Here is a 21020-nt window from a genome sequence, read left to right as displayed (position 1 = left end):
CTAAACGAATATAATAAATGCCAATACTTATATTCTATATTAAAAATTCGCAGAAAGTACAAAGAAATCCTGTTTTCAGTATAAGTTTCGTTTACTAAATAGTTTTTTTGTCATATTAATAGATTGATTATAAAAGGTATTTCAATGATGAAGGATTTTTATCATAATGCCAAATTGATTTATCTGTTTAATATAAGTACAATAAGAAATAACTAATTTTTATAGAAGGGCTGATATCGTTTTGGAAAATAATTCTTCGAACTTTATTAAGAGTATTATTATAGACGATCTAGAAACAGGAAAGCATAAAAAGATCATTACTCGTTTTCCTCCTGAACCGAATGGCTACTTACATATTGGACATGCAAAATCAATTATTATTAACTTTGGGCTTGCAGATGAATTTAACGGAATAACACATTTGCGCTTTGATGACACAAATCCGCTGAAAGAAGACCAGGAATATGTAGATTCCATTAAAGCAGACGTGAATTGGCTTGGCTATGAATGGGAAGATTTACGTTTTGCTTCTGACTATTTTGAAGAAATGTACAATCGGGCTGTTCTGTTAATAAAAAAAGGAAAAGCTTATGTTGATGATTTAACACAAGACGAAATTCGCGAATACCGTGGTACATTAACTGAGCCTGGGAAGGAAAGTCCATATCGCAATCGTTCTGTAGAAGAAAACCTTGATTTATTCGAACGGATGCGCAACGGTGAGTTTGAAAACGGCAGCAAAGTGTTGCGTGCAAAAATCGATATGGCTTCTCCTAATATTAATATGCGTGATCCTGTCATTTACCGTGTAGCACATGCAACTCACCATAATACAGGTGATAAATGGTGTATTTATCCAATGTACGCATTTGCACATCCACTTGAAGATGCGATTGAAGATGTTACTCATTCCATTTGTACAACAGAGTTCGAAGATCAACGTCCACTTTACAATTGGGTTGTTGAAGAATGTGAAATGGAGAGCAAGCCACAACAGATCGAATTTGGCCGTCTCAACATCACAAACACTGTGATGAGTAAGCGAAAATTAAAACAGTTAGTCGAAGAAGGCTTTGTTGATGGCTGGGATGATCCGCGCATGCCGACAATATCTGGGTTAAGACGAAAAGGCTACACACCAGGTGCAATCCGTGAATTTGTGAAAGCGACAGGAATTTCAAAAGGTTCAGGAGCCGTTGATGAAGCAATGCTAGAACATTTTGTACGAGAAGATATGAAGCTTACTTCTCCAAGAACAATGGGTGTTCTTCATCCATTAAAAGTGGTAATTACGAATTATCCAGAAGACAAAGTTGAAATGCTTGAAGCTGAAATTAATCCAGAAAACCCTGAAATGGGTAGTAGAGAAATTCCATTTTCAAGAGAAATCTATATTGAGCAAGATGACTTCATGGAAGAACCACCGAAAAAATATTTCCGACTCTTCCCCGGCAATGAAGTCCGCTTAAAAAATGCCTATTTCATTAAGTGCAATGATGTGATTAAAGATGAAAATGGAAATATTATCGAAATTCATTGTACGTATGATCCTGAAACAAAAAGCGGCACAGGCTTTACGGGAAGAAAAGTGAAAGGAACCATCCACTGGGTGGAGGCTAAAAATGCCATTCCAGCAGAGTTCCGCTTATATGAGCCGTTAATTCTCGATGCTGAACTTGAGGCTGATTTAGAAGAAAATGCGGAAGAGAAAACATTCCTAGATTTCGTGAACCCGAACTCATTAGAAATTGTAAATGGCTTTATCGAACCGAATATGAAAGATAGTAAGCCACAAGATAAATTTCAATTTTTCCGTCATGGGTATTTCAATGTTGATCCGAAAGATTCAACAAATGAAAAGCTTGTCTTTAATCGTATTGTTTCTCTTAAGAGCTCATTTAAAATATAATAACGATATGACACAAAATGGGAGGAATTTAAGATGACAATCCAACCTGAAAACAATGCCCTACCTCCAAAAACATGTACGATTGAACGTCTCGTTACTGTTCCAGAAGATGTTGAAAAGGTAATTGCAGGAAAAAAAACAGCTACAAGACGGAATGGTCGTTATGCAGACATCGGAGAAATTATGACGTTAAATGGGCATGAATTTGTAGTTGAAAAGATTTATTCACAAACCCTTGGAGAGTTAACAGACGAACACGCCAAACAAGAGGGCTATGAAACAGTAGAAGAGTACAAGGAAGCGATTTTATCCTATCATAATGGAATGCCATGGTTGCCGCAGATGAAAGTTTGGGTACATGAATATCGCCCAATTTAGAAAAGCGCAAGCGCCTTGGTCAGCAACGAAATCCCTAGAACCTTTGAACTGCACCCCAATTGTTAGACACCAACTAACAATTGGAGGTGCAGTTTTTATATGGCTAAATTTACTTCAGAAGACAAAGTACAAGCAGTTAGTCGTTACTTAAATGGAAATGAGAGTTCATATGAAATAGCCAAATCTTTAGGAACTAATCATAAGGCAATTCTTAAATGGGTTAAACAATACGAATACAATGGTGTTGATGCATTTATAAAGCGATATACAAATTACACACAACAGTTTAAACTAGACGTACTAAATTATATGATTGAACACGGTACGTCCTTTGTTGAAACAGCTGCTATCTTTAATATAGCGGCACCGTCCACAATTCTTGTTTGGAAAAAGCAATTTGAAACACAAGGATTAGATGCCCTTCAATCCAAGAAGAAAGGATGTCTATCCATGAAAAAAGAGTCTGTGAAACAAACAAATCAATTACCAGCCGAAGGATCTGTCGAAGCTCTGGAAGCACGTATTAAGCAGCTTGAAATGGAAAATGCGTATTTAAAAAAGTTGAATGCCTTAGTTCAAAACAAGGAAAAATCACCAAACAAGACAAAGCGCAAGTAGTCTATGAATTAAGGCATGAGTTTCCGGTGATAGAATTAGTGAAGCTAGCTGGGATCCATAGAAGCACATACTATTATTATGTAAAACAAATGGATAAACCCGATCCAGATGCCGATTTAAAAATCGAAATAAGCGCTATTTATGACGAACATGAAGGTCGTTATGGATACCGTCGAATTCGTGATGAATTAGCGAATCGTGGTAAAAAAGTGAATCATAAAAAAGTACAAAGAATCATGAAGGAATTAGGTTTAAAATGCCTTGTACGCATGAAAAAATATAAATCTTATAAAGGGGCAGTAGGTAAAATTGCGCCCAATATTTTAGATCGTCAATTTAGAGCGGATCATCCGAATGAGAAATGGGTAACGGATATTACAGAGTTTAAATTATTTGGAGAGAAGCTTTACTTTTCACCTGTATTAGATTTATTCAATGGGGAGATTATCACATACACGATTGGCTCTAGACCAACGTACTCTCTCGTATCAACGATGCTGGAACAAGCACTAGAACGGTTGCCGGAAGATCACCAGCTACTTATGCACTCAGATCAAGGTTGGCAGTATCAAATGAAGAAATATCGTCAGGCTTTACAAAAAAGAGGAATCACCCAGAGTATGTCCCGTAAGGGAAACTGTTATGATAATTCCGTTATGGAGAATTTCTTTGGTATCATGAAATCAGAGTTTCTCTATTTGAAAGAATTTGAAAGTGTAGAACATTTTAAACTAGAACTAGAAAAATATATCGAGTACTATAACAACAAACGAATTAAGGCTAAATTAAAAGGCATGAGTCCGATACAATATCGGACTCATACCCAATCCGCTGCCTAATGAGATAACCGTGTCTAACTTTTAGGGGTCACTTCACTTTTCAAAAGGTTTTAGGGATTTTTTTAACCGTTGATTGACGCGGAAATCAAGAACGAAACTAAGGAGATTCTATTAAATTACAATATTAGAAACTTGTACAAAAATGCTTTACTTCCAATCATTAGAATAGCTTATAATTAGTTTATAGTCCGATGAAACTTAGTACGATGAAACTTCAGTCCCTTTTAATACGTATTTATTTTTAAATGAGCGAAAATTATTCATGTGATTCAATTAAAGGAGTGAGCATTGTGGGGGTTAGTCTTCGAAAAGGACAAAAAGTAGATTTAACGAAATCACATCCCGGTTTACAAATTGCTGTTGTTGGTCTAGGCTGGGACGTAAGTCATAATCATTCACAATTTGACTTAGATGCCTCTGCTTTTCTAGTAGGACCTACTGGAAAAGTCCAAAACGACCAAGATTTTGTTTTCTATAATAATCCGTCCGGTGGAAATGGTTCAATCGTGTATAGTGGAGATAATCGAACAGGAACAGGTGCTAGTGATGATGAGCAAATTAGAATTGAATTAAACAAAGTACCACAGTCAATCCATGCTATTGCCTTTACGATTACAATCCATGATGCCCAAGTGAAGCGCCAAAATTTTGGACAAGTTTCAAATGCATACGTAAGAATTTTTAATGAGCAGACAAATGAGGAATTAATTCGTTTTGACCTCGGCAGAGACTTCACTGTCGAAACAGCGATCGTTGCTGCTGAGCTTTACCGCCATAATGGAGAGTGGAAGTTCAATGCCATTGCTAGCGGGTTCCAAGGTGGATTAGCTTCACTTTGCCGAAACTTTGGTGTAACCGTTGATGACGAGCCAACGAATAGCCCTGCTTATAGCAGCCCACAACAGACGCAACCATCAAACAATTATGTTGGTCAGCAAGCTAATAACAATCAACCAAGCTATAACGGGCAGCCGCCGTATGGACAAACTCCCTTTAACAATCAACAATCACAGTATGGACAACCGAGTGTTGGCAATATTGGACAATCCCAATATACTCAGCCAGCATACGGACAATCTAACCAACAGCCATCATATGGACATCAACCTAGCTATAGCCAACCTACATACAGACAGCCGTATTCATCTTCACAATCTTATCGAGATGATATTCACTGTACTCGTTGTGGTTCTTCAAATGTTCGAACAGGACAAAAAGGCTTTGGACTCGGAAAAGCAGCAATTGGTGGCTTAATTCTTGGACCTGTTGGATTACTAGGGGGGTTTCTTGGAAGCAAGGAGCTGCGTTTTTCTTGTAACCAATGTGGCCATTCATGGTCTCCAAGCCAAACAGACTATGCGCAATGGGCAAATAATCAAAAAAGAAAAGCACAGGATTTATTTTCGCGTTATAAAAGCCAAGATGTGCTTGATGCAGTTGTTGCAGCATGTGCACTTGTCGCACTCGCAGATGGTCACTTAGATTATTCTGAGCGCCAAAAAATGATGGATTTTGTTCACCAAAGTGATGAATTAAGAGTTTTTGACACAAATAAAGTCATTCAACAGTTCAATATGTTTGTCCAAAAAATTGAACATGATCCTATTATTGGCCGTGCTGAAGCCTTTAGAGCATTAGGGCGAATTCGCTCTAAGCCAGAAATTGCTCGATTAGTTGCCCGCTACTGTATTGCCATTGGATATGCTGATGGACATTTTGACCAAAATGAAATGCAAGTTGTCTCTGAAATTTGTATGGAGCTTGGGTTGAATCCGCAAGAATTTTTATCCTAGCATAGTATTGCATAGGAAATCGAGTATAAAATCAAAGAGATTTTATACTCGATTTTTTTAATTACCTTAAAGTGACGAAAACGTAAGTTTCACTCTAAAACCGTAAGGATAAGCTATGGATAACCATTCACTTGTCTTTTATAGTAAATATAACGAATTTAAAGAAAAGGAGAACATGAACGTGGTCGTTTTAGAAGCAGCCAATGTAAAAAAAGTTTACGGTGATAGAGGAAATATACATATTGCCTTAAAAGATATAGATCTACAAATCTCTGAAGGAGAGTTTGTTGGGATTATGGGTCCGTCAGGAGCTGGAAAATCGACATTGCTTAATGTTTTATCAACAATCGATGTACCAACGGGCGGCTATATCAAAATTAACGGCAAAAACATTACGAATTTGGAAGAGGAAGAACTGGCTCGTTTTCGCCGTGAACAGCTCGGATTTATTTTTCAAGATTTCAACCTATTAGATACGTTGACAGCGAAAGAAAATATTTTACTTCCGTTAGCCCTTTCAAATGTCTCTCATAAGGAAATAGAAAAAAGATTGAAGCATATTGCTGAAATATTTGCGATCGAACGGATTCTCGACCAATATCCTTATGAATTATCAGGTGGTCAGCAGCAGCGTACGGCAGCAGCCCGAGCCATTATTACAAATCCAAGTTTACTATTTGCTGATGAGCCTACAGGGTCACTTGATTCAAAATCAGCCCATAACTTATTGCAGACACTCTCTACCTTAAATGAAAGTGAGAAAGCAACCATTTTAATGGTCACACATGATGCGTATGCCGCGAGCTTTTGTAAACGAGTTCTTGTTATTAAAGACGGGATGATTTTTACAGAGATTTATAAAGGAGAACAAAGCAGAAAATTATTTTTCAAGCAGATTATTGATATATTAGCAACCCTCGGAGGCGGTGGTCATCATGACATTATATAGCCTTGCGAAAAGAAATATTCGCAGGAATATAAAAGCCTATTCACTCTATCTCTATCCGATGGTGTTTAGCATCGTTATCTTTTTTATTTTTGCTTCGTTACAATACAATAAGCAAATAATCGAGTCTCTTACCATTCATGACAAAATCGAACCTGCTTTTCAAACAGCCTCGATTCTTTTATTTTTCTTTTCTGCTGCCTTTATTTGGTTTTCAAATGCTTACTTTACGAGAAGAAGAAAAAAAGAGGTTGCTCTCTATTCCTTATTTGGGATCGAAAAAAAGCAAATTGGCAAACTGCTTTTCTATGAAAATTTAATTCTTGGAATAAGCGCACTCTGTATCGGGCTAACACTTGGGATCGTTTTTTCTAAGCTATTTGCCATGATTTTAATGAAGCTGATGGGGATTTCCATAATCGCAAAGCTGACATTATCTGTTAAGGCTATATGGCAAACAGTGATTGGCTTTATGATCATTATTGTGCTCACATCTTGGCATAATTTTCGCCTCATTTATCGAAATTCTTTATTACAGCTTATAAAGGCAGAAAAACAAGCAGAGAAAAAATCAAAAAAAGCTTCATGGCTTGCAGCATTATTAGCTATTTTATTCATCAGTACTGGCTATTTCATTATCTTACAACCAAGTGATGCGGCCTTTTGGAATACATATGGTGTTCAAGCTATTTTTAGTTCATTTTTCATGTTATTTGTGGGAACGTATTTATTTGTTCGTGCTTCTATCATCTTTATTCTAAATCACTTGACGAAAATTAAAAAAATTTATTTTAAAAGTGTTCATTTAATCAGTATTACTCATCTGTTCTATCGAATTAAAGGAAATGTACTCATTTTATCTGTTATTGCTTCATTAAGTACATTTACTTTATTTGCATTAGGAACAACATTTAGTTTGTATTCAAATATGAATTCTATTTCAAAACAATATTCTCCATATAGCTATATGTATACAGTTCCAGATATGGAGAAGGAAGCAGAAATTGCGAACTTAATTAAAGAAAATGGACAAGAGAATATAAAGTTTGCCAAAAAGGTTGATTACTTGCAAATTAGCGGCGATATTTCCGAAATTGGCAGGGTGCCAAATGAATTTCCGATCATCCTTCTATCGGAATCAACCTATCAACTGCTCGCCAAAAAATTAGGAAAACAAGCGAATGAACATTTTAATGAAAACGAGGCAATCACTTTTTATGATGGGAATTTAGATCAAAGCAATGATCCATTTACAGGAAAAAAGGTGTCCCTTACAGGAGATGCTACGGTGACAGTTGCCGCTTATGAAGACTATTCCTTATTAAATCTTGATATTTACGTATTCCCAATGGTTGTAAAAGACACGCTTTATGAGCAGTTAAAAAAAGATGGGATTTCAAAGGAACTGCAAATTTACAGTTTGAAAAATGAGAAGTCAGTTAAAGAGCTAGATGACAAACTTAGAGACCTTTTCTATATAGATCCTTTTGCAGATTTTGCTACAAAAGGTGAAAATATCTTTTCCAGTTTTTATTATAATTATCATAAACTTTTCCAAGTTTATGGAATGCTCATTTTTATTAGTGCCTTTCTCGGATTTGTCTTCCTGCTTGCTACAGGAAGCATGCTGCATTACAAGCTATTAACGGAAGCAACTACTGATCAGCCAAGATATCAAATATTAAAGAAAATCGGCATGAGTAAAAATCAGCTTAAAAGCTCTATTGCCAAACAGCTAATCTTTATTTACTTTATACCGTTAGTCATTGCGATTTCACATAGTTCAATTTTAATTACAGCCTTATCAAACTTTTTAAAGATGAATATGACAAGCTCATTTATTTTGACGATTGGCATTTATATTGCGATGTATTCTTCTTATTACTTTGTCACATTATCAAAATATATCAAACTTGTAAGTAAATAATATAATTGGGAGCTGACTTACTTGGAAAAATCACGTTCTCTTCTCTTTTTAAGAAAATTTCTCCTTCAGCCAAAGCAAATCGGGAGTGTTTGGCCAAGCTCTCAATTTTTAGCTGCTAAAATGGTGCAATATTTACATTGGAACAATGTTCGTTCCATCGCTGAGCTTGGTGCAGGTACTGGAGCAATTACAAAAGCTATTGAATCTTGTGTTTCCGAATCTACAAAAGTATTTTTATATGAGAAAGATCATAAAATGAACAGCATGCTGCAAGCAAAATATCCTCAATTTATTTGCTTTTCAGATGCATGTACATTAACTGAAGATATTCAACAACATGGGGTGGAACAATTAGATTGTGTGATTAGTGGATTGCCATTTTTTAATTTTCCTCCTGAAACAAGAGAAAAACTAATAACTCAAGTTGTTAATGCATTAAAACCTGGGGGCTATTTTATTGCCTTCCAATATTCATTACAGATGAAGAAGGAGCTTGCTAAAGCTTTTACTATTGAAAAAATAGGATTTGTCCCTTTCAATACTCCACCTGCATTTGTTTACGTATGCCGAAAATAGTTTATCGCTTATCAAAAGCTTTATCCCCATTTTGTCATGAAAATGGGGATTTTCTTCGCCTTTTTACAGTTTTTCGATTTGATAAAATTGATCCTCTGTTTCTGGAAAATAAAGAACAACCTCAGTAAACTTAGCTTTTTCAGATGCTATCGAAACGGCATGCCCAAGTTTTTCTGCTGTCTTTTTTGCTAAATAAAGACCCATTCCTGTTGAAGAATGCTCTTCTCTACCGTTCTTTCCAGTGAAACCCCTCTCAAAAACTCTCGGCAAATCTTCAGGCTCAATCCCTATCCCACTATCCTTAACCCGCAACGTTCGCTCATGTTTATCGACTATAATAGAAATCGAACCGTTCTTTCCTGTATATTTTAGTGAATTGGATAGGATTTGATTCAAAATTAAAAGAATGCCTTTTTTATCTGTCAGCACTTCAAATTTCGGCACTTCAAGATGAATGGCTATTTTTTTGGCTAAAAATGTCTTCGTATGCATTTTCACTGCTTCTTTAACGATTCGCTCAAGGTCGATTTCCTGAATCAGATAGTCTTTATGAAAATCACTTAATCTCGAAAAATAAAGTGCCTGCTCAATAAAATGTTCAATCTTGTCCATTTCTTCTTCTAAGCTCTCTAGGCTGCCGCCTGTTTCATAAATTAGGCGGCTAACCGCAATTGGCGTTTTTATCTCGTGGAACCAGGTAGTCATATACTCCTGCCATTCTTTTCTTTCTAATTGAATAGCTTCTATTTTTTGCAAATGCTTCTCTTGTTGATTTTTTAATAATTGAATGACCAGCTTATTTTCTTCATTTGCCGCTTCTGGAAAATGAAGATACTTATCTATTTCACTACGTCTTTGCAGCTCCTGATAAAAAGCTTTTTTCCGATAGTAATCAAAGCAACAGTACACAATAAAAAGGACTAAAGCAATTCCTTCAATGTAAAGGAGATTCGTAATATGAATAGACACATTTGGATCTAATAACGTAACCAGTTTAAAAAAAATCATCAGCAATACATACATGAGAATGAGCCATTTTTGCGAACGTAAATAGGATGAAAATGTCATTGCAATATGTATCCTTGTCTCTTTTTTGTTAAGATTACATCTCTTAGTCCAACAGACTCGAGCTTCTTTCGAAGTCGATTTATATTGACAGTCAATGTATTATCATCAATAAATTGCTCATCCTCCCAGAGCGCTCTCATGATTTCGTCTCTAGAGATAATTTGTCCACTCTTTCTCATCAGCAAAAATAATATTTGAAACTCATTTTTCGTTAGGGCAACTTCCTTTTCTTCGTATGCTGCTACCGCATTGCCAAGATTTAAGGCAAGCTCTCCAACCTTAATCATTTCTTTCTCATTGTTTGTATTTTGATTTACTCTTCGAAGTACAGCATTCATTTTAGCAACAAGCACTTCTAAAGAAAACGGCTTCTGAATAAAATCATCTCCACCTACATTCATTGCCATAACAATATCCATATTCTCTGTACGCGATGAAATAAAAATGATCGGAATATTAGATACTTGCCTAATCTTCCTACACCAATAAAAGCCATCGTAACTTGGTAGATTAATATCTAATAATATTAAATCAGGTTTACCTTCTAAAACTTGCTTATCTATACTTGCAAAGTTACTAATCACGATTGATTCAAAATTCCACTTATTTAAGTACTCACTCATAATCATTCGAAGCTTACTATCATCTTCAATTATCATTACTTTTATCATCTTCATAGCACCTTATGTTTTTACTTATATTATAATAGAGTTATGGAGAAAGTAAAAAGCCAGCCCTTCAAATATGCTGAAGGACTGGCTCTTTATTTATCTTACATCTTTTTCGTGATAGAAATCAGCTTTAGCTTTTTCTTTCTTCCCTTTTTTCGGTTTCGGTCCCATATTATCGAATTGGGCTTGTTCATAAACGGCTGCTGCAACAATTTCTGCTACGTCTTGAAGTTTTTCTTTACTAATTTTATCAATGGAATCCTCAGGTGTATGGTACCAAGGCTCTGTCGGGCTATGGATAAATAATGCAGCTGGAATACCAACTTCTGCAAATGGAACGTGATCACTTCGACCACCTTGTCCATATGGTGTAGCTATCCCTTTTAGCCTTGTACTAGCATTTTGTGCGAGCTCTGTGACAAGATTAGGCTGGCCATCGAGTGTAAGCATAACGAGATCTCCCGCGTCTCTGCTTCCTACCATATCGAGGTTAAAGTTTGCGATTGTACGATTAATTTCATCTTCAGATAGATTGTTCACATAGTGAGTTGACCCAATTAATCCAAGCTCTTCAGCCCCAAATGTAATGAAGCGAATTTCTGTATCAGTCGGAACGTTTTTAAATACACGTGCAAGTTCAAGTGTCATCGCTGTTCCAGAGGCATTATCATTGGCACCTGGAGCTCCTTCGACGGAATCATGGTGTGAACTGACGACAATGATATTATTTGTATCTTTCTTTTTATTCGTCGGTTTTTTCGTTGCAATCACATTATGCGAAGTACTTTCACCTGCTCTTGCACCTTCGATTTTCAATGTTGCATTCAACTTTTCTCCATTAACTAGCTTGTCCAGCAGAGCTTCACCGTCCGCTTTCGTTAAAGAAACTGCCGGTACATAGTGATCGTTTGCTTCACCAAGTGTTCCATTTACCGCCCCTGCTGTATTGTTAAAAATGATGACGCCTACTGCCCCTTTTTCAGCTGCATTTAATACTTTTTCTGCGAAGCTAATATCCCCTCGCTTTATAAGCGCTATTTTACCAGTTAAGTCCAAACTATTAAGCTCATCAAGCTTTCCTAAGCCTGCGTATACTAGCTCACCATTCACATTTCCACTTACTGTATATGTAAATGGATTTGGGCTGAGGCTAGTATGACCATCTACTGAAAGTTCTGTCGTATGTGGAGGTGTATAACCGTAAAATTGAAACGGTTGAATTTCTACTTCATAACCATATGACTCAAATTGCTTTTTCACATACTGTACTGCATTATCTTCAGTCTCTGTTCCTGCTACCCTTGGCGTTTTTGATAGATTCGCAATAGTACTGTAAATATTATCCGCCTGAATTTTCTTAATTACTTTGTGATCAAACACTTTCGCTGCTTGATTTTCTGCTGACTGAACTGGTTTTGCCATTACAGCTTGCGAGCCGATTGCTCCAAATGCTAATGTCGTTGCCAGAGCAAAAGATAAGATTGGTTTTTTCATAGAATCCCTCCTAATATTTATTTTCTCATTAATATTATATTATTACGAATATTCAAATAAGGTAAATTACTACTGTTTATTACTAGTCTTAAATTTCTATTTCTTCATAGATTTGAAGGAATAGGGAGAAAGAACACAGGAAGTAAAGCATATTTATTACAATTTGATTGCATTAAAATAGGCTAGCTCCTCCCTATTCATTAGGGAGAAACTAGCCTTATGGATGGATGTCGTTTATTTAATCATATCATGATCTACGTAACGCTCACCGTTTAGCTCGCTTACGATATTTATTGCCACCTTTGCACCGTCGCCAGCTGTAATAATCGTATGCATGCTTACACCAGCAATGGTTCCAGCAGCCCAAATGCCATCGATATTTGTTCTTCCATCTGCTTGAACATCAATAATTGTTTTGATTCGTGGCTCAGTACCTGGCTTTGTTGTTATTCCAACTTTTTCTGCAAGGTCTGCCATCATGCCAGTTGCAAAAATAACATGCTTTGTGTCGTAGCTTTCCTTTTCTGTTTGAACTGTCAAACCTGAATCAGTCTTCTCAACGTTTGCAACTGTTCCTTCAATAAGTTCAGCACCGAATTTCGCTGCTTGTTTCTTGCCGATTTCTATTAACTCAGGACCTGAAATTTCCATAATCCCATAATGATTTTCCAACCAAGCCCTTTTCGTAACACTTTTTTCATTATCAATGACTAATACTTTTTTTCCTGCCTTTGCTGCGAATAATGCTGCACTTCCACCTGCAGGACCAGCTCCGATAATCGTAATATCGTACATGGTTTCATCCTCCTTTGATTATGTATCTAATTATAGAGTATCCTACATAAGAATGATTGTAAAACAATGTGACTTGCCATTAAATATCCAATGGTATTGTATCCCCTGACTGGATTTTTCATTCTAGCTTTCTAGTCTTCATCTTTTATATCTTTATCTTCTGGAATTGGTTCATTCTCCAATTCCTTTACTAACATTTTATATTTCTCAAGCTGCTGAAAATGCGTTTTGAACTGTTCCTTATATACTAAGACAACACCATCACCATCATGCAAAACACGTATTTTACCTTGTAAGATTAAATTTTCGATATAGGATACTGAAACCGATAAATATTCAGCCGTTTCTTCTACTGTTAAATACATTTTTACTTTCACCTCTATTTTGATTATGATTCATTTCGGATTCCAATGTCAGTCATTAAGACAGTACCTGCCTCGATTAAATCAAATTCAAAACTTACCTTCTTCAATTCCATTGGATTAAACTGATTATTTACCTGTTTGAATTCAGTTAATTCGAAGCTGTAGTGTTGAAATATGGGTTCCTTCGTTTCTCCTAGACTGGCAAATGGCCATTTTAACAGCTTTCCTTCCACCATCGGTACTAGTTTTGAAATATGGCTTAAAGGCAGGCTAGCTTTATTCCCTTTTTCATCTTCGACTTTAACGGTTAGATCGACCAAATTTTCAAGAGAGGGAGCAGAATTACGTTCACTACTATCTGCTATTGAGAAGACAATCGCACTTTTTTCCGTAATCGTTATGCTTTCTTGTGGCAGGACAACACTGTAGACGGCAGTTTCCGAATTCTTGCTACGGTCCCAACCTAACTTTACAGCATTCACTTCACTATCACCATATTTCATTTTCACCTTTTCTTCCTTCCATTCCTGTAAATTCTCTCCGTCAAGCTTCCCTCCAGGAATCGTTGTACTTTGTAGGTCGATATCTTCGGCATATGTCGAAATGAAATTTGTCTTCGAATCTTTATAATTGCTTATATACATTGTTTCTGGAAGCCATTCTTTCGCATAGCCAATGTCCTTAAAGATATCTTTGTATTCATTGTCATTCTTCAATGTGGCATCTAAGAAAGCAGAAATGAATACTTTGGCAAGCTTTTCTTGCTCATCTCGCGATATAATTTGATTCAAATTAAAAAGCTGATTTCCCACCCCTAATCCATCGCCCCGATTCCAACGACGATTAAATTGTCCATGATTTGCTCCATAAACATAGACCGCGGAACTAATAAAATCCTCCTCATTTGTATAGCTTATTCGATGATATTGACTGGTACTATCAAATGTACTTACATCCATATCATGAGCTCCGTGCAATGCCAAGAAATTCACATTTTCTAGAGAAACTGGTTTCCCAGAAGACTTGTATTGACCATCTGTCCCCGCTATCGATATTAATGAACGAATATTAAAATGATAATCAAATTTTATATTTCCATTGTCAGGGGAATGACTTAATTTATTAAAAGCAGCAGCAATGGCAATGCCTTCTCCCCCTCTTGAATGACCAATAAGGGCTATTTGATCCATATTAACCTTTTGATAAAATGGAGTGTCTTTATCAAGATTCCACTCCTTCCACTTTCTAAGATGCTCAAGTATGATAAACCCTCTTGCTGGGTTTTCCTTCACTAAAGGATTAATGACAAACATATCGTCATATGGTGAGGAATTTAGATAATTTTCATCTAACGAAACAAAAATATAACCTCTACTTGCAAGCAGTTCCCCGAGATAATCATATCCTGGATCAGAATAATTGGTCATCTTATGATTTCCATGGACAATTACAACTAATGGGAAAGGACCGCTGCCTTCTGGATACCAGACTGTCCCATTCAATGGCATTGCTTCTGGTCCAAAACCAACCGTCTTCGTTCTTAATGAGGACCATTTCTCTACAAAAGCCGAGCCATCGACCGTTTCTGTTATGAGAGAATTAGGCTGATTAAACTCTTTTCGGTAACTGTTTTGGCTACCATATGTAATAGTTTGAACTTGATAAGGTCCTTTCTCTAGCGGACTTTTCAAAAAATGGTTATCATAGCGCGAATTGGTTTTCAATTCTTGAATTGTCACTCCAGCCACGCCTGCGTTACCATCTTGAATAAGCCAGTAACCTATTAAACCTAAAGCGATCGATATTGTCACAAATAAGCTACTAGCTATATTTTTCTTTAATTTTGTCCACCTTTTAAAGCTCCCCTTCATAAACAAATAGAATAAAGCACCCCATATCGATACCCCAATGATCATGGACAGAACAACGGTAATTGAAACCGTTACAGGTCCAACGAAACAAATAGAAAGAAGCACAATTGAGCTAAAAAATAACCAAAGATAGCGACTCGGCACTTTCTTCATTCCATGTAAGAGCAGTGTGATGACTCCGCTTATTAATACAACAGCTGCTATAAATAAAAGAGTCCCTACAGTAAAATCAATAAAGCCACGATCCCACAATAAATAATGCATTTGAATAATAAAGAGCGACAATACGACGATTAATAGAACAATTGAAGCTCCCATCCATCCTATAGTTAAAGGTTTTATTTTTATTCTTTTTTCTCTCACCCTTCTTATTATTATTGGGGTATTCTCATTCTTAATTTCCATCTTTTTCTCCTCCTTAGATAAGCCTGAAAAAGATTTGCTCAAAAAATAAGAAGCCCTTCTTAATATGTAAAAGAGCTTCTGTAAAATTAAGTAATATTCAGTTATCCTTTAATTTCAAGTAGTTTTTGTCTTAATTCACTTTCCATTGAGGCAAGTTCATGTTCTGCCAGACGACGTTTTTGACGACCTTCTTCTTGTATTCTTAATGTCTCTTCAAGTGTGGAAATTAGATTTTCTTGAGTCTTCTTCAATGTTTCGATATCAACGAGTCCACGTTCATTTTCTCTTGCTGTTTCAATTGTATTTGTTTTTAACATTTCAGCATTTTTTAATAGCAGCTCATTCGTTGTTTTCGCAACCTGCTTTTGTGCTTCGACAGCATGACGCTGTCTAATTAATGTTAAAGCAATTGCAACTTGATTCTTCCAAAGCGGAATTGCTGTCATGATAGATGATTGGATCTTTTCCACTAACGCTTGGTTTGTGTTTTGAATTAAACGAATTTGCGGTGCGCTTTGAATCGTAATTTCCCTGCTCAGCTTTAAATCGTAAAGACGCTTATCTAATCGATCAGCGAATTGAAGCATATCATTTACTTCTTGAAATTTCATTTGATCATTAGATACTTGTGCATCTTGTTTCATCGCAGGAATTACTTTATCATGTAGTTCTTCTAACTTAATTTCACCTGCAGCAATATACACATTTAATGCGTGGAAATATTCTTTGTTATTCTCGTAAAGTTTTTCAAGCATGACAACATCAGATAATAATAAGTTTTTGCTTCGCTCTAATTTCACACTGATTCTGTCAATTTGGGCACCCGTTTTTTGATATTTGGACAATGTCTCTTGAATTGTTCCTGAAATTTTGCCAAACATCCGCGCCAAAAAGGATGGGGGTTCCGCTCTTAAATCATCTGGATTTACATCATTAAATTTTTTCATTAATTCGCTAATGATTTCCCCAACTTCGCCTACATCCTTCTTCTGTACATGGGCAAGCATTGTCTCAGAGAATGATAATAGCTTTGTCTGCGCAGGAGTTCCATATGATATCATCGCCTGATGATTTTTGGGATCAATTTGTTCCGCAAGCTGGATGGCTTTTTTCCTATTTTCTTCTGGAATCACATCAATTAATTTAACAGGTTTTTCTTCCTTAATCGTTGTCATATTCGGCAACTCTTTGCTTTCTCCAAACGGATTGGCAAGCAAGTCATCCATTAAGTTTGCATCACTCGTGTTTTTTAATAAAGACGGATTGTTTTCGTTCATTTAAATCGCCTGCTTTCATTATTCAATCTTGAATCCTTAATTGTTTTAATCGAATGCTTTGCCACGTCTATTTCAAAGTTTAGATTATCAATATCATCTTCAATGACTTTATATAGATCTTCTTCCACTAAATGAATAAGTTCTGAAAGTGTATGGCGAGTCTCATTCAATGATTGCTCAAGCTCATATGTCTTTTTCGGCTGTCCAGATAAGAAAACATATTTTTCCGATAATTCCAATGCCGAATCAAGATGGGAAAAATAAAATCGTTCCGCTTGATAAAAACGTTTTGGTTCGTTTTTTGTCAACCTATATATCTTTCGAGTAACACGAACAAATTCCATTCTTTGTTTTAAAGTCGGAAGATGACGAATCGACATTAATGCTTTATGCATACGATTCATTTTATGCTTTGCTTCATCTAAATTCTTCTTAATATATTGATATTCTTTTCTCGATAGCTGATGCCTTTTCAAATAGCGTGACTTCAAAATGATGCCGATTAGCCAAAAAGTAAAAATTCCTCCCCCCAACCCTATAGCACCAGATAGCCAAAAGGTCTTATCAAAGGCAAAAAAACTTATTAGCCAAATCGTTACACTTGTAGGTATGGTGATTAATATTCGGATAAGAAATGCTAAAAATTGATTCATCATCAATCGACTCCTTACTTCAGTCCTTAATTATATATACGAATAAACAAATAGCAGGTTTCAATTTATGAATACTTTTCATTCATTCAATATATACAATTTTCCTTGTTATTTATAACAATACACGATAAATAACATTCTCTCCATAGTCTGAGACCTTAATCTTTTCTAGGACTTGAGTCTTAGATGAATTTTTTTCACAAATAAAAAACGCAAGGCAATCTTCCAAATAAAAATATACCTTACGTCATTTATAAATAGAAATTTGCTCACTAATAGCACGTACTTAAAATGAAGTGGTACAAATAGGTTTTTGTACATGGTTAAACAGTTTCTTTATAATGGTTACATATTCTGGTTTTCTTATCTTTACCCTCCCATATTGATACAATTTATTTATATCGATTGTTCCCATCGCAAGAGAGGAGAAGTCCGCAATATCTAGTTCCATTTCTATTTCAGTTTCATGTTGATCATTCTCTTCTATTGATAAGCATCCTTTTTCTAATGAAAGCAGCCATTTTTGCGGCTGATTTGATTGAAAAGTATCGTGGATTATTAAGCCTATTTCACAAGTAAGATCACTAAAGTGACCTGATGGAAGCTGTTTGAAAAATGCCTCGATATTAATAATCTTATACATCAACCCGATTCCAGATGTATTCGTTTCATGATACACACTTGGAATTAAATGATTGCTCCCATTTCTCGGATCACGAATTAAATACTGGATATCATCGTCTTGCGTATTCAAAACAATACGATCAATTTGATCTGCTTGACTGTTAAGAAAACCGCATAATTGCGTTAACGCCTTTGGTGATTCATAAATAAATTCTTTTATGATAAGATGATTGATTAAAAAATTATCTTGGCTGACATTTTTAAAAGTAAATATTAAATAGCCTTGTAATATGTCGTTTTCAATAAAACCAACTATTTTATGGTCAGGATTTTTGAACATAACTTCAACATCATTTTCTGTTTTCAAGATCATTCCGTGATTCGCTTTTGCATATTTGTTCGCACAATTCATTATCAATTCTTTATGTGAAGCGTTAAGAAAAGTTAGCCCTTCTTTCTTCAGCACTTTTGGGAAGCTTGAAGGCTCGATATTGTATTGATTCATTTTTGTGCTGTAACCAAAGCCCATTTGTTTATAAAAATCAGGTCTAAAAGGATACAGCAGCACAATTGAAGCTCCATTTTCTTTAAAATACGAAATGAAATAATCAATCATTTCTTTTGCGATCTTTTCTTTTTTATGTAGTAAATCTACTGCAACTAACCCTACCCCTCCGGCAGCAACCATACTTCCGTAAAGATTCATTGTAAAATAGTGAATTCGCATTCCACCGACTAGCTTATCATCACGAAAAAGCCCAAAGAAATCTATTGATTCAACATTTTCCTGAACTGATATAAGACTGTTTGTATACCGTTCCTTAAATTCAACAGTGTTTTGCGCAAAGCCTGGATACGCATTGACAACAATTTCTACAAAGCTTGGAAATTCATGTTTTTCTAGCTTTCTAATAATACTTTTTATATCAATCCACTCCTAAAAAATCTTTTCTACTAAAACGATATGTCCTTATGAATCGAGAATAAAATTTGTATTCTCCACTTAAAGGTATTTTTCCTGCTTCCAACCTATAGCAGTTAGACTTCTTATTCTAAGGACTGTTTGTCCCTTTCCAGGCATATATTTACTATAAGGAGGGATTTTTATGAAAACGTCTCTTTCATTCATGAGCCTGATTCGCTATATGATTGCTTATGTGTTTATTACATCTGGTTTAATGAAATTTATGAGTGAAGAGCTTGCTAATCATTTTATTCGTTTAGGGCTTCCGTCTCCGGTTTATTTCATGTATGTGGTTGCTATTTTAGAAGTAGTTTGTGGTGTTCTCATATTAATCAATAAAAAAGTTAAACTCTCGTCTATTCCTCTTATCGCGATTATGATAGGGGCCATTCTTTTAACTAAAGTTCCTGTCCTTCATACAGGCTTTGAACAATTTGCTTTTCAAGCACGTTTAGACATTGTTATGCTCGTTTTACTTTTTATTTTATTTAATGGAAGTAAAAAATGGAAATAAAAGCCAGTCTATGCCGCAATTAAAACACGGAAGACTGGCTCCATACATTTGCCTATTTTGCTTTTTATTTCATTGCGTTTGCCATCGCTTGTTCGAAAACAAGAATAATATCATCAGGATGTTCAATTCCTACCGAAATTCGGACAACCTCTTTCGTAATCCCTAATATTTCACAGGCTTCCAATGGCAATGCACGATGTGAAGTTGAAAGTGGATGGGAAACGGTTGTTTCAACCCCTGCAAGAGTCGGCGCAATTTTCACCCACGATAAAGACTTAAAAAACTGATTCATATTTATATTTCCCACTAGTTTGATTGTGACTATGGCTCCAAACCCATATTCGTTTTCCTCAAATGGATAGTATACTTGGGCGATATTGGGATTATCTTGCAGAGCTTCAGCTAATTTTCTCGCATTCGAGGATTGAGTTTTCATTCTTAACGCAAGTGTTTTGAGTCCACGGCATGTTAGCCAAGCTTCAAACGGGCTGACATTTGCACCTAAATTCACAACTCTTGCCCTTGCCTGTTCAACAAGTTCTTTTCTGCCAACGACAACTCCTGCTGTAACATCGCTATGACCACCAATATACTTTGTAGCACTATGAATAATTAAATCAATCCCTAATTGATAAGGCATGCAATGATATGGAGTTGCGAATGTATTATCGACCATTGCCACTAAATGATGTTTTTTTGCAAGTTCGACAACTCCTTCAAGATTTTCTACTCTTAAAAGCGGATTTGTTATCGATTCTGTGTAAAGCAATCTTGTATTTGGCTTGATGGCTTGTTCCACCTTGTGAAGATCAATAAAGGAGACAAAAGTTGTTTCAATTCCAAGTCGATTTAATTCTTCTTTTAATAGATGGAAGCTTCCTCCATATACATCATCAGCTGCGACTATATGGTCCCCACTTTTTGCAACAGCAAGGACAGCAGCTAAAATGGCAGAAAGCCCTGATGAAGTTGCCACTCCTGCAGGAGCGCCCTCTAGTGCTGCAACTGTTTGTCCCAATTTATCTGTATTTGGATTACCGACACGTGAATATAAGTAATTGCCTTCCCCTTTGTAATACCGCTCCAAATCATCTAGATCGTCGAATGTAAAAGCAGAAGTTTGATAAATCGGCGTAACTTTACTGCGAATCGCTCTTTTATTTTTTTCAATACTATGTAAAACAACTGTTTCAAACTTTTTTTTCAAAAAAGACACCTTCTTTGTAATAGTTGACTAATTAAAATATATAATAATAGAAAAATCTTAAATATGAATTAATTTTCGTTAAAACAAGACAGTATTTCTATCATTTTCTTAAATTAAGCAATTATC

At 35.8% G+C, this 21020-nt stretch carries 18 protein-coding genes; 8 read left to right on the top strand and 10 right to left on the bottom strand.

The window, feature by feature from the left end; genetic code table 11:
- Positions 1 to 241 precede the first annotated feature (241 nt).
- The 7 genes from KDN24_RS05385 (at position 242) to KDN24_RS05355 (ending at position 8986) form a co-directional block, all read left to right on the top strand.
- Positions 242 to 1909 carry a glutamine--tRNA ligase/YqeY domain fusion protein gene (locus KDN24_RS05385; protein WP_409971326.1) on the top strand — a complete coding sequence of 556 codons (1668 nt, stop codon included), beginning with the start codon at positions 242 to 244 and terminating at the stop codon, positions 1907 to 1909.
- Positions 1910 to 1942: 33 nt separating this feature from the next.
- On the top strand, positions 1943 to 2287 hold the full coding sequence (locus KDN24_RS05380; RefSeq protein WP_409971325.1) for an ASCH domain-containing protein: 345 nt from the start codon (positions 1943 to 1945) through the stop codon (positions 2285 to 2287).
- Positions 2288 to 2386: 99 nt separating this feature from the next.
- Positions 2387 to 3744 (top strand): IS3 family transposase gene (locus KDN24_RS05375; protein ID WP_491348332.1). Its coding sequence is split into 2 segments (ribosomal slippage): positions 2387 to 2840 and positions 2840 to 3744, totalling 1359 coding nucleotides; the frame shifts between segments, so codons are not numbered across the junction.
- Positions 3745 to 4034: 290 nt separating this feature from the next.
- A complete protein-coding gene (locus KDN24_RS05370; protein WP_409971315.1) occupies positions 4035 to 5537 on the top strand; it encodes a TerD family protein in 1503 nt (500 codons plus the stop codon).
- 175 nt (positions 5538 to 5712) lie between these two features.
- Entirely contained in the window at positions 5713 to 6486 is a 774-nt protein-coding gene (locus tag KDN24_RS05365; RefSeq protein WP_491348468.1) for an ABC transporter ATP-binding protein, read from the top strand.
- Positions 6473 to 8410 (top strand): FtsX-like permease family protein, encoded by a 1938-nt coding sequence (locus KDN24_RS05360; protein ID WP_409971313.1) that lies wholly within the window; start codon positions 6473 to 6475, stop codon positions 8408 to 8410. Before KDN24_RS05365 ends, KDN24_RS05360 begins: the two co-directional genes overlap by 14 nt.
- A gap of 21 nt (positions 8411 to 8431) precedes the next feature.
- Entirely contained in the window at positions 8432 to 8986 is a 555-nt protein-coding gene (locus KDN24_RS05355; protein ID WP_409971312.1) for a class I SAM-dependent methyltransferase, read from the top strand.
- 63 nt (positions 8987 to 9049) lie between these two features.
- Here the strand turns inward: KDN24_RS05355 and KDN24_RS05350 are convergent, their stop codons facing one another.
- The 9 genes from KDN24_RS05350 to KDN24_RS05310 all read right to left on the bottom strand — a co-directional run bounded on the left by KDN24_RS05350 (position 9050) and on the right by KDN24_RS05310 (position 19080).
- Positions 9050 to 10054 carry a sensor histidine kinase gene (locus KDN24_RS05350; RefSeq protein WP_409971311.1) on the bottom strand — a complete coding sequence of 335 codons (1005 nt, stop codon included), beginning with the start codon at positions 10052 to 10054 and terminating at the stop codon, positions 9050 to 9052.
- Positions 10051 to 10722, bottom strand: a complete 672-nt coding sequence (locus tag KDN24_RS05345; RefSeq protein ID WP_409971324.1) for a response regulator transcription factor — start codon at positions 10720 to 10722, stop codon at positions 10051 to 10053. Before KDN24_RS05345 ends, KDN24_RS05350 begins: the two co-directional genes overlap by 4 nt.
- Before the next feature lie 99 nt (positions 10723 to 10821).
- Positions 10822 to 12219 (bottom strand): M28 family peptidase, encoded by a 1398-nt coding sequence (locus KDN24_RS05340; RefSeq protein WP_409971310.1) that lies wholly within the window; start codon positions 12217 to 12219, stop codon positions 10822 to 10824.
- A 234-nt stretch (positions 12220 to 12453) separates the two neighbouring features.
- Positions 12454 to 13014, bottom strand: coding sequence for an FAD-dependent oxidoreductase (locus KDN24_RS05335; RefSeq protein WP_409971309.1), 561 nt, complete (start codon positions 13012 to 13014; stop codon positions 12454 to 12456).
- A 131-nt stretch (positions 13015 to 13145) separates the two neighbouring features.
- Positions 13146 to 13379, bottom strand: a complete 234-nt coding sequence (locus KDN24_RS05330) for an excisionase family DNA-binding protein (protein ID WP_409971308.1) — start codon at positions 13377 to 13379, stop codon at positions 13146 to 13148.
- Between the two features lie 23 nt (positions 13380 to 13402).
- Complete coding sequence (locus KDN24_RS05325) at positions 13403 to 15655, bottom strand: alpha/beta hydrolase (RefSeq protein WP_409971307.1); 2253 nt, start codon at positions 15653 to 15655, stop codon at positions 13403 to 13405.
- 101 nt (positions 15656 to 15756) lie between these two features.
- Entirely contained in the window at positions 15757 to 16932 is a 1176-nt protein-coding gene (locus KDN24_RS05320) for a toxic anion resistance protein (protein ID WP_409971306.1), read from the bottom strand.
- Positions 16929 to 17585: a 5-bromo-4-chloroindolyl phosphate hydrolysis family protein gene (locus KDN24_RS05315; protein ID WP_409971323.1), complete on the bottom strand. Its 657-nt coding sequence runs from the start codon at positions 17583 to 17585 to the stop codon at positions 16929 to 16931. Before KDN24_RS05315 ends, KDN24_RS05320 begins: the two co-directional genes overlap by 4 nt.
- Before the next feature lie 286 nt (positions 17586 to 17871).
- On the bottom strand, positions 17872 to 19080 hold the full coding sequence (locus KDN24_RS05310) for a GNAT family N-acetyltransferase (RefSeq protein ID WP_491348467.1): 1209 nt from the start codon (positions 19078 to 19080) through the stop codon (positions 17872 to 17874).
- A 235-nt stretch (positions 19081 to 19315) separates the two neighbouring features.
- Here KDN24_RS05310 and KDN24_RS05305 point away from each other — a divergent pair, with 235 nt between their 5' ends.
- Positions 19316 to 19687 (top strand): DoxX family protein, encoded by a 372-nt coding sequence (locus tag KDN24_RS05305; protein ID WP_409971305.1) that lies wholly within the window; start codon positions 19316 to 19318, stop codon positions 19685 to 19687.
- Positions 19688 to 19751: 64 nt separating this feature from the next.
- Here the strand turns inward: KDN24_RS05305 and KDN24_RS05300 are convergent, their stop codons facing one another.
- Positions 19752 to 20894 (bottom strand): trans-sulfuration enzyme family protein, encoded by a 1143-nt coding sequence (locus tag KDN24_RS05300; RefSeq protein ID WP_409971304.1) that lies wholly within the window; start codon positions 20892 to 20894, stop codon positions 19752 to 19754.
- Positions 20895 to 21020 lie beyond the last annotated feature (126 nt).

The organism is Cytobacillus sp. Bva_UNVM-123 (genome assembly GCF_046351715.2).
Lineage (GTDB): Bacteria > Bacillota > Bacilli > Bacillales > Cytobacillaceae > Cytobacillus.
Note: the sequence above shows the minus strand (reverse complement) of the source record. Positions and strands in the feature narration are given on the sequence as shown.

What these genes read in the sequence shown, in the direction of transcription:
- KDN24_RS05380 (WP_409971325.1), top strand. Translation starts at nt 1,943, where the DNA reads ATGACAATCCAACCTGAAAACAATGCCCTACCTCCAAAAACATGTACG.
- KDN24_RS05365 (WP_491348468.1), top strand. Translation starts at nt 5,713, where the DNA reads ATGAACGTGGTCGTTTTAGAAGCAGCCAATGTAAAAAAAGTTTACGGT.
- KDN24_RS05360 (WP_409971313.1), top strand. Translation starts at nt 6,473, where the DNA reads ATGACATTATATAGCCTTGCGAAAAGAAATATTCGCAGGAATATAAAA.
- KDN24_RS05350 (WP_409971311.1), bottom strand. Translation starts at nt 10,054, where the DNA reads ATGACATTTTCATCCTATTTACGTTCGCAAAAATGGCTCATTCTCATG.
- KDN24_RS05340 (WP_409971310.1), bottom strand. Translation starts at nt 12,219, where the DNA reads ATGAAAAAACCAATCTTATCTTTTGCTCTGGCAACGACATTAGCATTT.
- KDN24_RS05335 (WP_409971309.1), bottom strand. Translation starts at nt 13,014, where the DNA reads ATGTACGATATTACGATTATCGGAGCTGGTCCTGCAGGTGGAAGTGCA.
- KDN24_RS05330 (WP_409971308.1), bottom strand. Translation starts at nt 13,379, where the DNA reads ATGTATTTAACAGTAGAAGAAACGGCTGAATATTTATCGGTTTCAGTA.
- KDN24_RS05325 (WP_409971307.1), bottom strand. Translation starts at nt 15,655, where the DNA reads ATGGAAATTAAGAATGAGAATACCCCAATAATAATAAGAAGGGTGAGA.
- KDN24_RS05320 (WP_409971306.1), bottom strand. Translation starts at nt 16,932, where the DNA reads ATGAACGAAAACAATCCGTCTTTATTAAAAAACACGAGTGATGCAAAC.
- KDN24_RS05315 (WP_409971323.1), bottom strand. Translation starts at nt 17,585, where the DNA reads ATGAATCAATTTTTAGCATTTCTTATCCGAATATTAATCACCATACCT.
- KDN24_RS05305 (WP_409971305.1), top strand. Translation starts at nt 19,316, where the DNA reads ATGAAAACGTCTCTTTCATTCATGAGCCTGATTCGCTATATGATTGCT.